The 14,288-nt window shown below is 60.0% G+C and carries 11 protein-coding genes and 1 tRNA gene; 8 read left to right on the top strand and 4 right to left on the bottom strand.

Annotated elements, in window-relative coordinates; genetic code table 11:
• Position 1 precedes the first annotated feature (1 nt).
• From HDF16_RS10685 to dprA, 3 genes are all read right to left on the bottom strand, one after another.
• The gene (locus tag HDF16_RS10685; protein ID WP_184216466.1) at positions 2–286 is read right to left on the bottom strand and encodes a DUF427 domain-containing protein; all 285 of its coding nucleotides are present in this window, start codon (positions 284–286) and stop codon (positions 2–4) included.
• Between the two features lie 175 nt (positions 287–461).
• On the bottom strand, positions 462–3,266 hold the full coding sequence (gene topA / locus HDF16_RS10680; RefSeq protein ID WP_184216464.1) for a type I DNA topoisomerase: 2,805 nt from the start codon (positions 3,264–3,266) through the stop codon (positions 462–464).
• Between the two features lie 287 nt (positions 3,267–3,553).
• The gene (dprA, locus tag HDF16_RS10675; protein ID WP_184216462.1) at positions 3,554–4,768 is read right to left on the bottom strand and encodes a DNA-processing protein DprA; all 1,215 of its coding nucleotides are present in this window, start codon (positions 4,766–4,768) and stop codon (positions 3,554–3,556) included.
• Positions 4,769–4,913: 145 nt separating this feature from the next.
• Between dprA and HDF16_RS10670 the strand changes: the two genes are divergently transcribed.
• Both HDF16_RS10670 and zwf read left to right on the top strand, forming a co-directional pair.
• Positions 4,914–5,669, top strand: coding sequence for a DUF2306 domain-containing protein (locus tag HDF16_RS10670; RefSeq protein WP_184216460.1), 756 nt, complete (start codon positions 4,914–4,916; stop codon positions 5,667–5,669).
• Positions 5,670–5,975: 306 nt separating this feature from the next.
• The gene (zwf, locus tag HDF16_RS10665) at positions 5,976–7,343 is read left to right on the top strand and encodes a glucose-6-phosphate dehydrogenase (RefSeq protein ID WP_184216458.1); all 1,368 of its coding nucleotides are present in this window, start codon (positions 5,976–5,978) and stop codon (positions 7,341–7,343) included.
• A 48-nt stretch (positions 7,344–7,391) separates the two neighbouring features.
• Here the strand turns inward: zwf and HDF16_RS10660 are convergent, their stop codons facing one another.
• A complete protein-coding gene (locus HDF16_RS10660) occupies positions 7,392–8,822 on the bottom strand; it encodes a serine/threonine protein kinase (protein ID WP_184216456.1) in 1,431 nt (476 codons plus the stop codon).
• A gap of 65 nt (positions 8,823–8,887) precedes the next feature.
• Between HDF16_RS10660 and HDF16_RS10655 the strand changes: the two genes are divergently transcribed.
• From HDF16_RS10655 to xylA, 6 genes are all read left to right on the top strand, one after another.
• Entirely contained in the window at positions 8,888–9,637 is a 750-nt protein-coding gene (locus HDF16_RS10655; protein ID WP_184216454.1) for an HAD family hydrolase, read from the top strand.
• Between the two features lie 95 nt (positions 9,638–9,732).
• Positions 9,733–9,817, top strand: a tRNA-Leu gene (locus tag HDF16_RS10650).
• Positions 9,818–10,079: 262 nt separating this feature from the next.
• A complete protein-coding gene (locus HDF16_RS10645; protein WP_184216452.1) occupies positions 10,080–11,441 on the top strand; it encodes a pilus assembly protein TadG-related protein in 1,362 nt (453 codons plus the stop codon).
• Positions 11,438–11,935 (top strand): TadE/TadG family type IV pilus assembly protein, encoded by a 498-nt coding sequence (locus HDF16_RS10640; RefSeq protein ID WP_246409008.1) that lies wholly within the window; start codon positions 11,438–11,440, stop codon positions 11,933–11,935. The genes HDF16_RS10645 and HDF16_RS10640 overlap by 4 nt, the downstream gene beginning before the upstream one ends.
• A complete protein-coding gene (locus HDF16_RS10635) occupies positions 11,893–12,435 on the top strand; it encodes a TadE/TadG family type IV pilus assembly protein (protein ID WP_184216450.1) in 543 nt (180 codons plus the stop codon). The genes HDF16_RS10640 and HDF16_RS10635 overlap by 43 nt, the downstream gene beginning before the upstream one ends.
• A 329-nt stretch (positions 12,436–12,764) precedes the next feature.
• Entirely contained in the window at positions 12,765–14,096 is a 1,332-nt protein-coding gene (gene xylA, locus HDF16_RS10630) for a xylose isomerase (RefSeq protein WP_184216448.1), read from the top strand.
• Positions 14,097–14,288: the final 192 nt, after the last annotated feature.

Here is a 14,288-nt window from a genome sequence, read left to right as displayed (position 1 = left end):
CTTATTTGGTTACTTCAACTCCGCGCCAGAATGCTACGTGATGCTTGACATTACGGGCGGCGGGTTTCGGGTCGGGGTAGTACCAGGCGGCGTCGGGGTTTTCCTGGCCGTCCACGATGAGCGTGTAATAGCGCGCCTGACCCTTCCAGGGGCAGCTTGAGGTCGTGGAGCTGGGCTTGAAGAACTCGCGCTTTACCGACTCGTCGGGAAAATAGATGTTGCCTTCTACGGTCTCGTACGTTTCGCTTTCAGCAATTGTCTGGCCATTCCATACTGCTTTTGCCATATCAAACGTACTCTCATTCTTATCAATAGGTTACGGCGAGCGCACAAGATTTCCACAGCTCTACCGGGGTTCTGGAACCCGAAATCCAATGACGCATTTGTAACAGAAGAGCGCCGGAAACGGAAATGGATCGCCCGAGGGCGACCCATCTCCGTAAGCCTCTGCTGCCTATCGCCTACGCGTAAGTTTCAACGACCGCCCGGGTCTTGTCGGGATCAGGCATCTCAAGCGGCATGGCGGGTGCCGGGTCGGCTACCTTGCGCTGGTAGGTGCAAGGCGCGTGAGTCGGTTCCTCAACCGGAGCGCCCTTCTTTGGGCGGCGCTTCGGCAAGGCTTCGTGGTTGTTGGGGCAGACGTAGGAGGTTCCCTTGTCGTTCACCACTTCAAGCAGGTAGGCACTGTCGCACTTCGGGCAGGTCTCGTTGATCAGCTTGAGATTGCTGGCGTAGTCGCACTTGGGGTAGTTGACGCAGCCGTAGAAGACGTCGCCGCGCTTGGTCTTGCGGGCTGCGAGGTCGCCGCCATCCTTCGGGCACTTTACGTCGAGCAGATCCTGCTTGACGTACTTGCACTTGGGATAGCCGCTGCAGGCGATGAACTCGCCGTACTGACCGTCGCGCTGGAGCAATGGTTTGCCACACTTAGGGCAAGACTCTTCAAGCTGTACTGGAGGTTTTGTCTGTACCTTCTGCGTAAGCTTGCGGATGGTCTTGCAGGGCGGATCATCGTTATAACCGGGGCAGGCCATGAACGGGCCCCAGGGGCCGTTGCGGAGGACCATGACGCGGCCGCAGTTGTCACAGAATTCCTCTTCCGGGACGTCGTCGGCACCGGGGGCGCTGAGGTCGGGCTTGGCGGCGAAGTTTTCCTTGGTGAAGTCGCAGCTAACGGCTTCAACGATGACCTTTTTGCTGGTGCCTTCGGCGACCTTTGCCTGGGCGTCGTTGATAGCGGACTGGAGCGCCTTGTTGTCGGCGACCTCTTTCGAGAAGTCCGGCATCTCTTCCGTCATCGCTTTCACTTCTACCGGGAAGTTCAACGTATCATTGATCTTCTTTAGGAGCGCCTTGGGGTCTTTCTTCCATGGACCCATGGCGACGGTCATCGGCTTCGCCTTCGAGAAGGCGCTGCAGGCATAGAAGCTGCCGAACTTTCCCCACTTCAGGATGAGTGGGCTGCCGCACTTGTCGCAGGTCTGATCGGTGACCTGCTCCATGCGCTTGATGTCTTCCATATGGGTGCCGGCGTAGATCAGCTCCTTCTCAAAGTGATCGTAGAAGCCGTTGAGCAGGTCGGTCCACTTCTCCGCTCCGTCTTCGACAGCGTCAAGTTCGCCTTCGAGCTTGGCGGTGTATTGCGCGTCGAAGATATAGGGGAAGTTCTTGACCAACAAACCGGTCACCACTGTCCCAATCTCGGTCGGGACGAACTTGCCCTGGATCTTCTTGACGTAGTCGCGATCCTGGATCGTATTAATGATGGAGGCGTAGGTGGAAGGGCGACCGATTCCCTGCTCTTCGAGCACCTTGACTAGCGAGGCCTCGTTGTAGCGCGGCGGCGGTTCGGTGAACTTCTGCTCCGGGTCGACAGACTGCATGGCGAGCGCCTGGCCGTCCTTCATCTCCGGAAGGATGGTGTCTTCGGAGGCGTTGTCCCAGACGGCGAGGTAGCCCTCGAATTTAAGGATCGATCCCGAGACGCGGAAGTTATAGGTGCGATCGGCCTTAGCGGCGATCTCGACGGTGGTCTGATCGAAGACGGCGGGGACCATCTGCGAGGAGACGAACTTCTGCCAGATCATCTTGTAGAGGCGATACTGCTCGTCGCTCAGCGAACCCTTGATGGATTCGGGGGTGTAGTCGACGCGGGTTGGGCGGATGGCCTCGTGGGCGTCCTGGGCGTCCTTCTTGCCCTTGTAGTCGTTGGCGCTGGCTGGGAGGTACTTGGCGCCGTGCTTCTTCTGGACGTAGTCGCGCGCCTCGGTGATGGAGTCAGCGGAGACGCGGGTGGAGTCGGTACGCATGTAGGTGATGAGGCCGACGGTGCCATCCTTGCCGATCTCGACGCCTTCGTACAGACGCTGCGCGACGCCCATGGTGCGGCGAACGTTGAAGCCGAGGCGGCTCGAGGCGTCCTGCTGCAGCTTACTGGTGGTGTAGGGGGCGGTCGGGTTGCGCTTGCGCTCCTTGCGCTCGACGGAAGCTACCGACCACTGCGCCTTGCGCATCTGGGCGATGACTTCGTCGGTGATCTTCTCGTTCGCGAGAGCGCCGGAGAGGAACTGCTCTTTGCCCTCCTTGTCGACGCCGGTGGAGACGCGGGCGGTCTCGCCGTCGATGCCGGTGAACTTCGCGACGAACTCCTGCTTGTTGGCCTGAAGCTTTGAGGTGATGTTCCAGTATTCGACCGGATTGAAGGCGTTGATCTCGCTCTCGCGCTCGACGATGAGACGGAGGGCGACGGTCTGAACACGTCCGGCGGAGAGGCCGCGGCGGACCTTATCCCAGAGCAGAGGCGATACCTGGTAACCGACCAGGCGGTCGAGGACGCGGCGGGTCTGCTGGGCGTCGACGAGATCTTCGTTTACGTCGCGTGCCTTCAGGAAGGCGGCTTTGACGGCCTTCTGGGTGATCTCATTAAAGGTTACGCGCTTGATCTTCGACTTATCCTTAACCATCGGCGCGAGCTGCATGAAGAGGTGTGCGGCAATCGCCTCGCCTTCGCGGTCGGGGTCGGGTGCCAGGTAGACCATGTCCGCCTTCGCGGCGAGCTTCTTGAGGCGGTCTACAACCTTCTCTTTGCCGGGGGAGACGATGAGTGTCGGCTCAAACGTCCGCTTCTTCAGCTCCACGCCGATATCGTTCTTTGGCAGGTCCATGATGTGGCCAATCGAGGCCTCCACCACGTAATCGCTGCCGAGATATTTATTGATCGTCTTTGCCTTTGCGGGCGACTCCACGATCACCAGTGACTTTGCCATTCGTTCCCTTCTCGTCCTTTTACATCTGAAAAACGCAGCCTCAAAATCCGGCTGCCCGATCGGCTTTCCAAAACTCACCGATTCCATGCGAACCTAACACGGTTCCGGTCCCACGTCATCTCCACCTATCGGGAGGAGGGACGAAACGCAGCCGCGAAGGTCACATTCGGGCTTACATTTGCACAGGGTGCCCCGCAGCCCGATTGCTCCATCTTCGCGACAGTTTTTCCGCCGTTCAGACGACGGAGATCGCCATAAATTTCAAAGGTTTCCACCCCACAATGCGGCTAAAACGTTCGAACATAGTTTTTGCCTGGCAACTGCTTTATGCGACCGGCAAGCTCCAATTCGAAGAGCGCCGCAAAAATCTCCGCCGAACCCATCTCGCCATCAAGCCCTTCGATCAACTCGTCGAGTTGCAGCGACTCATCCTGCCGCAACCGTTCGAAGACCATCCGCTCGGGCTCGGCGAGTGGCTTCTGGTTAAAAAGAGATGCGGTCAGGGATGAGTTCGATTCATTGCCGCCTCCCGCGCCTGACTGACCACCTGAGTGTTGTATCTGTAAATTGGCTTCTAGTTGCAGCCGAATCTGAGACGGGAGATCCTCCCATACGTCCTCCCATGTAGCCGTAAGTTTGGCTCCCTGCTTGATGAGGGTGTTCGGCCCCCAGGCGTTCTTGTTGGTCACGTTGCCGGGGACGGCGAAGACTTCGCGGTTCTGCTCCATGGCGCAGCGGGCGGTGATGCGGGTGCCGCTGTGCTCGCCCGCCTCGATGACCAGGACGCCGACGCTGAGGCCGCTGAGGATGCGGTTGCGCAGGGGAAAGTTCTGCGGCGCGGGAAAAGTGCCGAAGGGGAATTCGGTGACGATGACGCCGCCGTTGGCGACGATATCTTCTGCCAGCCGCTTGTTCTCCTTGGGGTAGATGACATCGATGCCGGTGCCCCAGACGGCGAGGGTTCGTCCCTTCGCTACGAGCGCGCCCTTGTGCGCGGCGGTGTCGATGCCGCGTGCCATGCCGCTCTGAATCACGAGGCCGCGTAGCGCGAGATCGCGGGCCAGCATCTCGGCCATGCCTGAGCCATAGACGGTGGGCGACCGGGTGCCGACGACGGCGATTCCAGGGCGATCAAGCAGGTCGACGGGGCCGCGAATCCAGAGGACCGCAGGAGGGTCGAAGATCTCGAGGAGACGTTCGGGGTAGTCGCGGTCGTCGCGCGTGAGGAAGGTTACGCCGGGCTCAGCGTTGATGCGCGCGATCTCGTCCTCTGCCGTAGCGCGGGCGCGGCCGTCGAAGATGAACTGCGCTGCACTTGCGGGCATGCCCAGCGATTCAAGCTCCGTCAATGAGGCCTGGAAGATGCGCTCCGCCGCGCCGATGCGCTCGATCGCACGGGCCGTTCTGCGAGGCCCCATCGCAGGGGTCAGCGTCAGCGCCATCCATGCCAGACGCGCCAGTTCGCGCGCGGCACACTCTGCTAAGTTCCCACCTGCACCCATGCGCATTCCCTTCCAGCTCTGCTAGAAACGCAACCAACGGATGAGGGGGAGGCTACCTAGGCATCGATCCCATGTCAAGCGCTGGTCGCTCTGTCGATCATGGAACTTCCTTCTCGTCGCTCGCGTATCTTTGGCCGAGCCACTCATGAGGCCGAAAGGTCGTCTCGCCTTGCGTCTCCCGCTCCTGATACTCCACATCTTCGGCGGCTCGATCAGCCTGATCGCGGGCACGGTGGCCATGATTGCGCGCAAGGGCGAACGCGTGCATCGTCTCTCAGGAGATGTGTTCACAGCGGCGATGCTGACGCTGGCTACGAGCGGCTTCCTGCTTGCGCTTCTCAAGTCGCAAATCAGCAATGTCATCGCTGCCGTGCTCACCTTTTACCTGATTGCAAGCGCGTGGGTCGCGGGACGCCGCAGAGATGGTACGGGGCCGATTGACTGCGCGGGTCTCGTTATCTGCCTGGTCGCGGCTGCGGGCGTCCTTACGCTCGGCGTTCGCGGGATCATGAGCGGACGAGGCACGGACAACGGCGCGCCTGCGGCTATGAGTTTCATCTTTGGCGGCATCCTTCTGATCGCTGCTGCTGGAGATGCACGGATGCTGGTTCGCGGTGGGATCTCCGGCCGTCCGCGCATCGTGCGTCATCTCTGGCGCATGTGCGTGGGACTCTTCATCGCAACGGGCTCTTTCTTCCTGGGTCAGCCTCAGGTCTTTCCACCGGCGCTTCGCGGCTCCATCTATCTCATCATCCCTGCGTTGCTTCCGGTCCCCTTGATGCTCTTCTGGCTCGTCCGCGTGCGCACGAAAGGCGCTTATAGGTTGCAGCCACAGACCGCCCTTGTGCCGTCGGCTGGGCTGAAGAAGATCGCGCTTGAGTCGCGCGAAACTTCAGGATGATCTTCAACAGGTCATAACGTTTCGTGGTGAACTCATATACAAAGTCGGTAGGAGTCGGTGGGAGTGAAACAGCCTCCGACCAGGAACGTTCTCACGCTGGTCGGGGTGAAGCGCGACGGTACGTGGCTGATTGCACAGGCCCAGAATACGATTGGGGGGCCTCCGACTCGACCGAAGTAGGGTCGGCCGCGCCGAACGCATCGCGAGCAAAGTTCAACACACTTTCATCTCAATCGACGGTTGTCCGGCGGTCTGGACTACTAAGCGTGCCTGTCTCCATGCCATCATAGAGACAGAGGATTATTCATGGACCAGGTAGTATCTGACTCGCTTGTCTTCTTCGGTGCCACGGGCGACCTCGCCTACAAGCAGATCTTTCCGTCGCTGCAGCGGCTTGCGCGGCGCGGGAAGCTGAACATGTGCATTATCGGTGTCGCCAAGTCCGGCTGGAATCTCGAGCAGTTCAAGGCCCATGCGACCAAGAGCCTGGAGACGCACGGCGGCCTCGATCCTGTGGGCTATCCGATCCTGATGGAACGGCTGCGCTACGTTGACGGCGACTATGCCGATCCGCAGACATTCAAGAATGTCCGGGCTGAACTTGGTCAGTCCAAGCATCCGCTGCACTACCTGGCAATTCCTCCCAGCCTATTCGGCGAGGTGATGGACCAGTTGAAGCTGGCTGGATGCGCGGATGGCGCACGTGTGATCGTCGAGAAGCCATTCGGCCATGACCTTGCGTCCGCCATTGATTTGAATCAGACGGTGCAGAAGAGCTTCACGGAGCAGGACGTCTTTCGCATCGACCACTACCTGGGCAAGAACGCGGTGCAGAATCTCCTCTACTTCCGATTTGCAAATGCGTTCCTTGAGCCCATCTGGAACCGGCAGTATGTGAAGTCGGTCGAGATCACGATGGCCGAGAGCTTCGGGGTGCAGGGCCGAGGGAGCTTTTACGACGGCGTGGGAGCGATCCGCGACGTGGTGCAGAACCACATCATGCAGCTGGTCTCAAACATCGCGATGGAGCCGCCGCCGGGGTTGGACATGGAACTGTTCCGCGATGAGCGCGTGAAGGTTCTGCGTGGAATCCTGCCGATCCGGCCTGAGGATGTTGTTCTCGGTCAGTTCGAGGGATATCTGGACGAGCCTGGGGTAGCTAAGGATTCGCGTGTCGAGACATTTGTTGCGATGCGGTTGAACATCAACTCGTGGCGTTGGAAGAGCGTCCCCTTCTTCATTCGCACCGGCAAATGCCTGGGAACAACGGGAACGCAGATCGTAGCGCGGCTGCGCAAGCCGCCGATGATCTTCTCCGACGAGGCGAGCCAGCAGAACTACATCCGGTTCCAGGTGAGCCCGGACGTGAAGATAGCGATTGGCGCGCTGCAGAAGTCGTTTGGACAGGGGTTCATCGGACATCCGACGGAACTGATCGCCGCGACGACGCCGACGCCGAACGACATGTTGCCCTATGAAGAGCTAATCGAAGATGCGATGGTGGGCAACCAGCGGCGGTTCGCGCGGCAGGATTATGTTGAAGAGTCTTGGCGGCTGCTGGACCCGATCCTCAACGCGAAGCTGCCGATTCGGAAGTATGCTCCGGGATCATGGGGGCCTGCAGAGGCGGACATCCTGCATGGAAAGTATGGCGGCTGGTCGAACCCTGAATAGATCATTGCGGACGTCATTCTGGGCTGCGCGTCAGAATGACGATCCAAACTAAATGTTCAAGGCGGATGTCGTCTGACTCGAGGGCTGATTGTGACTGTCTGCGGGTCTGCTGAACCAGCCCAGGCTCCAGGCGATCAGCCCCGCAGCGAGCGCAATGAGAAGGATCGCGACCACGATAAAGGTCTTGCTGACGACAGGCGTAGCTGACTCGGGTTCGGGTTGACCGGAGAATTCGCCGGATGCCAGCCGCCGCTCTTGCGACGGCGCCTGGACGGAGGAAGTGACCTCTGGCTCGTCCGCTTCTCCTGCGACTGGAGCTCGCTTTGCCGACATGTGGGCCGAAGTCTGGCCGCTGTAGGGAGCCACGGTGGGAAAGCTCATGCGCGCGTTCGTCGCGATGCTGGAGCGGCCTGTCCTGACGCCGGAACGAGGACCTGAAGGCTTTCTGGCTGAGTCCTCGAACACCGTCTCCACACGCGGCGCATCCGCAGGGCGCGGCGGATAGTGCGGACGTGTCGCCGGATCGCGGGTTGCGGGAACCGGAGCGACGGCCTTACTTTCGCCAGCGGGAAATGCCGCCTCAATCGCCTTGGGATTCTTCAATCGCGTAAGCCAGCCGGAGCGCCGGTCTGCAAGGTCCTGGAGCTCTTCGCAGAGCTCGCTGGCAGTCTGATACCTGGCTGCAGGTTCTTTTTCCAGAAGTTTGAGGATTACGGCTTCGAGGTCGGCGGGAATCTCGCCGTTCAACGAGCGGACCGGCTCCGGCCCTTTTTCTGCGAGTAGTTGCACGAAGACGAGAGCGCTGGTGCTTCCCTGGAACGGCAGCTGGCCGGTGGCCATCTCGTACATCACGACTCCTAGCGAGAAGAGATCGGAGCGGGCATCAAGGTCTTCGCCTTTCGCCTGCTCGGGCGACATGTAGGAGGCGGTGCCGACGGTCGCGCCCATGGTGGTGAGGTGGGCGACGAGCTTTCGTTCCTCGCTGGCGTACTGCTCGACCTTGGCGAGCCCGAAGTCGAGCACCTTGGCCTGCGAGGTGCCATTAAGCTTCTTCACGAGGAAGATGTTGGCCGGCTTGATGTCGCGATGCACAACGCCGCGGGCATGTGCTGCGGCGAGGGCATCGGCTACCTCGGCGGCGTGGCGAAGGATGTCTTCGGGGCGCATCGCGGAGTCACCGATGCGTGCCTTCAGGGTCTCGCCCTCGAGTAGCTCCATCACGAGGTAGGGAGCGTAGTCCTGCTCGCCGATGTCGAAGATGGTGCAGATGTTAGGGTGGTTCAGGCCGGAGGCGGCTCGGGCTTCGCGGAGGAAGCGTTCGCCTATGCCGGGCATGGTGTAGCGGTCGTCGATCACTTTGACGGCGACTTCGCGGTGCAGGCGGGCGTCCCATGCGCGGAAGACTTTTGCCATGCCGCCGCCACCCAGTTCACCCAGGATCTCGTATGGCCCTAACTTCTGTCCCGGTTCAGGAAACATGATGGAGTTCCATCATACTGCTTCAAGTTTCACGTTACGTTCGGATGCGATAGCAGTTTCGTGGCATGGACTCGCTCTATAATCCTGCTGTGATCTTCTCTCCATCAGGCATCCCGAGACAGCTCCCCGGACAGACCCTGCTCTTCGATGCGGACGATACGTTGTGGGAGAACAACATCTACTTTGAGCGGGCGATTACAAGCTTCATCTCTTATCTTGACCATCGTGTGCATACCCCGCAAGAGGTGCGTGAGCACCTGAATCACGTGGAACATGCGACCGTCGCCGCAAGTGGGTACGGGCTGAAGAGCTTTCGCAAATCGCTGATCAAGTGCTTCGAGCAGTTGACGTCCTCGCCGATCTCTGAGGAGAGGCATCGCCGTATCGTGAGCTTCGCGAACTCGATTGCGGAACAGGAGATCGAGCTGCTGGCCGGCGTGAGCGAGACGCTACCGGAGCTTGCCTCGCGTCACCGTTGCATCCTGGTGACCAAGGGCGATCCGGCGGAGCAGACGGACAAGCTGCGGCGGTCAGGGTTAGGCGACTACTTCGCAGCCGTCGAGGTGCTTCCAGAAAAGCACCAGGAGGCGTACCTGAGCCTGAGCGCGCACCACGGCCTGGACGCTGGAAGGACATGGATGATCGGGAACAGCCCGCGGTCGGACATCAATCCCGCGCTCGCGGCAGGGCTTCATGCAATTTTTATTCCGCACGACTTTACCTGGGTGCTGGAGCACGAGATCGTGAACCAGCCCAAGGCTGGGCAGCATCTGCTGGAGCTAGCCGGGTTTGCGGATCTTGGACAGATCTTCTAGAGGGACCGGCCCTCCACGGAGACGCTTCGGGATGCTACACTTACATTCGTGATGCACACCGCTCTCGCATACTGCCTTCCGGCGGACGAGATCATGCGGAGGTGGCGAAATTGGCAGACGCACTAGCTTGAGGTGCTAGCGCCGCAAGGCATAGGGGTTCAAGTCCCCTCCTCCGCACCACTCCTTTTAGAATCCTCGAAGTTTGAATCAGAGAGCAAGGCCAGCCCCGGATGCTGGCCTTTTCTATTGCTGTCTGCCGGTAATCTCCGGCTACGGTCTTCTCCCCTTACAACTTACGTTTCTTACCCCCCTTACAAAGTCAAGGAATCGGTGGATCGGGCCGATCATGCACAGGAGAGGCATAGGAGCGGTCGGCCTATCAGAGTGCTCCAAAACAGGTCTCGCGACCGTTGGAACCAGCCATCACAACACCGGGGCCACGATGAGCATTCGCCGATTTCTACGACGTGACGACGGCCAGACCACCGTCTTCTTTGCAGTGATGATGACGATCATCATCGCCCTGGTGGGGCTCTCGGTGGATGTCGGAAACCTTTGCTTCACAGAGAACAAGCTGCATACCGCGGCGGAGGCTGCCGCGCTCTCTGGGGCGTTGGAGATTGGCTCCTGCCTGGGGGTGAATAACTGCACCGCCATGCAGACGGCCGCTACCTCGGCGCTGAGCGAGAACGGATATACCGGAAGTATGTTGACGACCAACTGCGGTTCGACTTCGAATACAAGTCTCACTCTTCTCTTGAATAATCCGCCATGTTACCGGGGCTCTGCCGATCCGAACCAGGGCAAGAGCAAGTACGTGGAGGCGATTGTCTCCATGCCGGTGCCGACCTATTTCGTCCGCCTGATCGGATTTTCAACGGTGCAACTCACGGCACGCGCGGAGTCGGTGCGAACCTCGAACCCTAACTGCATTTACGCACTCGACCAGACCAGCGCGAATGCGATCACGGTCGCCGTCCTGGCGTCGCTCACGGCGACATGCGGCGTTGTGGATGAGTCGAACTCATCGGGAGCCTTCGGCTGCGCCTTGTTCGCAGCGGTCTCTGTACCCAATCTGAAGATCACAGGAGGGATACAGAATCTCCTCTGCAGCGTCAGCCCCGCACCTCGGACCTCAGTACCTGTTCCCAACCCTGCCGATCCGCTTTCCACCCTTCCCAAGCCGACCGTGCTCTCGTGCGGAGCCAGCGTCTTAACGCCGTACCATGGTTCGGCCGGCCCGCTGGTCATCGTGGGGAATGCTGTGCTCTATCCGGATGCCGCGTATTGCGGAGGGATCACCGTCGGGCCACTGGCGAACGTGACTTTCATGCCTGGAACGTACGTGATTCGTTCTGTTGGCCCGCTAGGAGGCCTCTCTTTCAGTCTTCTCTCAACAGTCACCGGCACCGGAGTCACCTTCTATAACTACGGCCCGTTCGGGGGCATCAACTTCGTGGCGTCATCGGTCACGCTGGGCCACCTCACACTTACCGCACCGACGTCGGGCACCTATGCGGGCATCCTCTTCTTTCAGGACCCGGGAGATACCGCGGCCGCAATCATTGTGGCGAACTCATCCCTGAACACAACGCTGACGGGGGCGTACTACTTGCCTACAGCGACGGTGACCTGCGCGGTGAGCGGCTCCTCGACGTACAACATTCTCGTGGCGAAGGACATCAACTTTGCGGCCCTTAGCTTTCCGCTAGGGACCTTCGGCACAACTGCGGTTACGAACGACTACTCGTCGCTCGCGAACGGATCTCCTCTTGCCGGCGGAGGGTCGGCTTTAGTCCAATGAACGATACCGGCTGCGCGGAAAACGAGGATAGGGTTCCGGACGGGCTTCGACGGCGGCTGGCCCGGTTCCGCGTGGAAGACCGCGCGTCGAGCCTGATCGAATGCGCGCTTCTGCTGCCCATGGTGATCGTGCTGCTTCTCGGCTCCGTCGACTTCGGCAGGGCGTTTTACGTCAACCTTGAGGTTGCCGCGGCGGCGGAGGCGGGAGCGCTCTATGGTGTGCAGAACCCCGCCGACACCAGCGGAATGCAGGCGGCTGCAATTCTGGACGCGCCAGATATCAATTTGCTCTCGTCTACAGCGACCTATGGAACCGAGTGCTCTGACGGAACGATGGTGACGGCATCGAATCTGCCTGTGCCGAGTTGCAGCGTGAACGCCGTGACCTACGTGGAGGTGACCACGAGCATGGTGTACAAGCCGTACTTCACCTACCCCGGCATGGGAGCGACGTGGAGCCTCGCCAGCAAGGCGCGGCTGCGGACGACGCAATGAAGGTCAGCGCAGGGAAGATCTTCCGAAGGGTCGCAAAGGAAGAAGATGGCGTCACGATCATTGAGACCGCGATCGTTGTGATCTCCATGCTTCTGCTGATGACCGGCGTGATCGACTTCTCGCGAGCTCTGTATGCGGACATCTACATTGGGTATGTGGCGCACTCCGCGACGAGATACGCGATGGTGCGTGGGACGACGTTTACAGGCACGACATGCACGACTACGGCGACGCAGAACTGTGCCGCAACCTCGACCGATGTTGTGACCTACGCCAAGGCTTCCGCGCCCCTGGGGATCGCGACGGGCACGGACATGACGATTACCCCTACCTGGCCCGGGACGGGGCCGACGGGAGCCTGCGTGACCACCAACGGAACCAACAGTCCCGGCTGCCTTGTGAAGGTGCAGGTGACCTATAACTTCCGCTTTGCCCTCCCGTTTGTCTCGAACAGCGTACTTGTCCTCAAGAGCGCCTCTTCGGTAACAATCGTCGAATAAGGTCGGCCCCCAACTCCGACCAGGCGGAAAGTCCCCGTGAGCGACCTGGTGTGAGGTGGGTGGATTGACCAGTCTGCATTTCCTTCGGTATCGTGGGCAGGCGTATGCTGGTTTAATCGATTTAGTCAGTTAAGCGGAGTCTAGACGAAGACCTTTGGAATTAAATCCGGTTTGCCTTGCGGCATTTTCAGATAAACGTTTGACCGGGGCTTTAGATTTGGGCATTCTTGAGTGCCAATCCATCCATATCCGGGGCATGAGCGTCTTCCCCTTGTCCCCACCGTGCTGCGAGAGTGGCACCCACCTGATTTACGAACGAGGAGAAGATCATGTCGAACTCTGTATTCAGCAGCTTCGAGACGGTAAAGTTTGAAGGCGCTGACTCCAGCAATCCGCTCGCTTACCGCTTTTACGATGCGGAGCGAGTTGTCATGGGCAAGCCGCTCAAGGACCACCTTCGCTTCGCCGTAGCGTACTGGCACTCTCTGGCAATGAGCGGAAGCGACCCCTTCGGCGGGCCGACAATCAACCGCCCGTGGATGGCCGCAGGCGATCCGATCGCGCAGGCGAAGGTCAAGGCGGACGCGGCGTTCGATCTCTTCCGTGTCCTCGATCTTCCGTTTTACTGCTTCCATGACGCCGACATGGCACCGGCTGCCGACACGCTGGCCGAGACGCTGAAGAACTTCCACACCATGGCTGACTACCTTGGCGAGAAGATGCAGAGCTCCAAGACGAAGCTGCTGTGGGGCACGGCAAACCTCTTCTCCGCTCCGCGATTCATGGCGGGAGCTTCGACCAATCCCGACCCTGAGGTCTTCGCCTGGTGCGCCGCAACGATCAAGCACTGCATGGATGTGACCAAGCAGCTTGGAGGATCGAACTACGTCCTGTGGGGCGGCCGCGAGGGCTACGAGACGCTGCTGAACACGAACATGAAGCACGAACTCGACCAGATGGGGCGGATGCTCTCGCTGGTGGTCGAGTACAAGCACAAGATCGGATTCGACGGTCAGATTCTCATCGAGCCGAAGCCCAAGGAGCCAACCTCGCACCAGTACGACTTCGATGCGGCGACGGTGTACGGCTTCCTGAAGGCTTACGGGCTTGAGAATGAGGTTCGCGTCAATCTTGAGGCCAATCACGCTACGCTGGCTGGCCATAGCTTCGAGCACGAGATTGCGACCGCTTCGGCGTTTGGCATTCTGGGCTCGCTGGACATCAACCGCGGCGATGCCCTGCTGGGCTGGGACACCGACCAGTTCCCTAACGATCTATGGACAATGACGATGTCGATGTACCACGTCATCAAGGCCGGCGGTCTGGGCAAGGGCGGATGCAACTTCGATGCGAAGGTGCGCCGCCAGAGCTTCACGGCGGAGGATATGATCCATGCGCACGTCGGAGGCGCAGACCTGTGCGCGCGGGCGTTCCTGACGGCGGCCAAGCTGATCGAGGACGGCAAGTACGATGCGATCCTCGCCGAGCGCTACGCGGGCTGGCAGCAGCCGGGAGCTCAGGCAATGTTCAGCGGCAAGCAGTCGCTTGAGGATATTGCCGCGTGGGCGGAGAAGGAAGGGATCAATCCGCAGCCGCGCTCCGGCAAGCAGGAGCAGATCGAAAACCTGCTGATGCGGAGCATCTATACCGACAAGATCTAAACGCGGCCAGTTGGTTTGGCTGTGCACTTAGTTTCTAATCGTTTGACCGGGCGTCTCTTCTTCATGGAAGAGACGCCCGTTTTTCGTTGGCCGACCCAAGGTCTCAGAGCCGCTTCGTGCTGGCGCCGATCTCGCCGATAGACACATCAGAGTCGCTCCGAGCCCGGAAGCGCAGCGAGAGACTGGATACGA

The sequence above is a fragment of the Granulicella aggregans genome (assembly GCF_014203275.1).
Taxonomy (GTDB): domain Bacteria; phylum Acidobacteriota; class Terriglobia; order Terriglobales; family Acidobacteriaceae; genus Edaphobacter.
The sequence above is the reverse complement of the archived record's forward strand: the minus strand, read 5'-3'. Positions and strand labels throughout refer to the sequence as shown.

What these genes read in the sequence shown, in the direction of transcription:
- HDF16_RS10685 (WP_184216466.1), bottom strand. Translation starts at nt 286, where the DNA reads ATGGCAAAAGCAGTATGGAATGGCCAGACAATTGCTGAAAGCGAAACG.
- topA (WP_184216464.1), bottom strand. Translation starts at nt 3,266, where the DNA reads ATGGCAAAGTCACTGGTGATCGTGGAGTCGCCCGCAAAGGCAAAGACG.
- dprA (WP_184216462.1), bottom strand. Translation starts at nt 4,768, where the DNA reads ATGGGTGCAGGTGGGAACTTAGCAGAGTGTGCCGCGCGCGAACTGGCG.
- HDF16_RS10670 (WP_184216460.1), top strand. Translation starts at nt 4,914, where the DNA reads ATGAGGCCGAAAGGTCGTCTCGCCTTGCGTCTCCCGCTCCTGATACTC.
- zwf (WP_184216458.1), top strand. Translation starts at nt 5,976, where the DNA reads ATGGACCAGGTAGTATCTGACTCGCTTGTCTTCTTCGGTGCCACGGGC.
- HDF16_RS10660 (WP_184216456.1), bottom strand. Translation starts at nt 8,822, where the DNA reads ATGTTTCCTGAACCGGGACAGAAGTTAGGGCCATACGAGATCCTGGGT.
- HDF16_RS10655 (WP_184216454.1), top strand. Translation starts at nt 8,888, where the DNA reads ATGGACTCGCTCTATAATCCTGCTGTGATCTTCTCTCCATCAGGCATC.
- HDF16_RS10645 (WP_184216452.1), top strand. Translation starts at nt 10,080, where the DNA reads ATGAGCATTCGCCGATTTCTACGACGTGACGACGGCCAGACCACCGTC.
- HDF16_RS10640 (WP_246409008.1), top strand. Translation starts at nt 11,438, where the DNA reads ATGAACGATACCGGCTGCGCGGAAAACGAGGATAGGGTTCCGGACGGG.
- xylA (WP_184216448.1), top strand. Translation starts at nt 12,765, where the DNA reads ATGTCGAACTCTGTATTCAGCAGCTTCGAGACGGTAAAGTTTGAAGGC.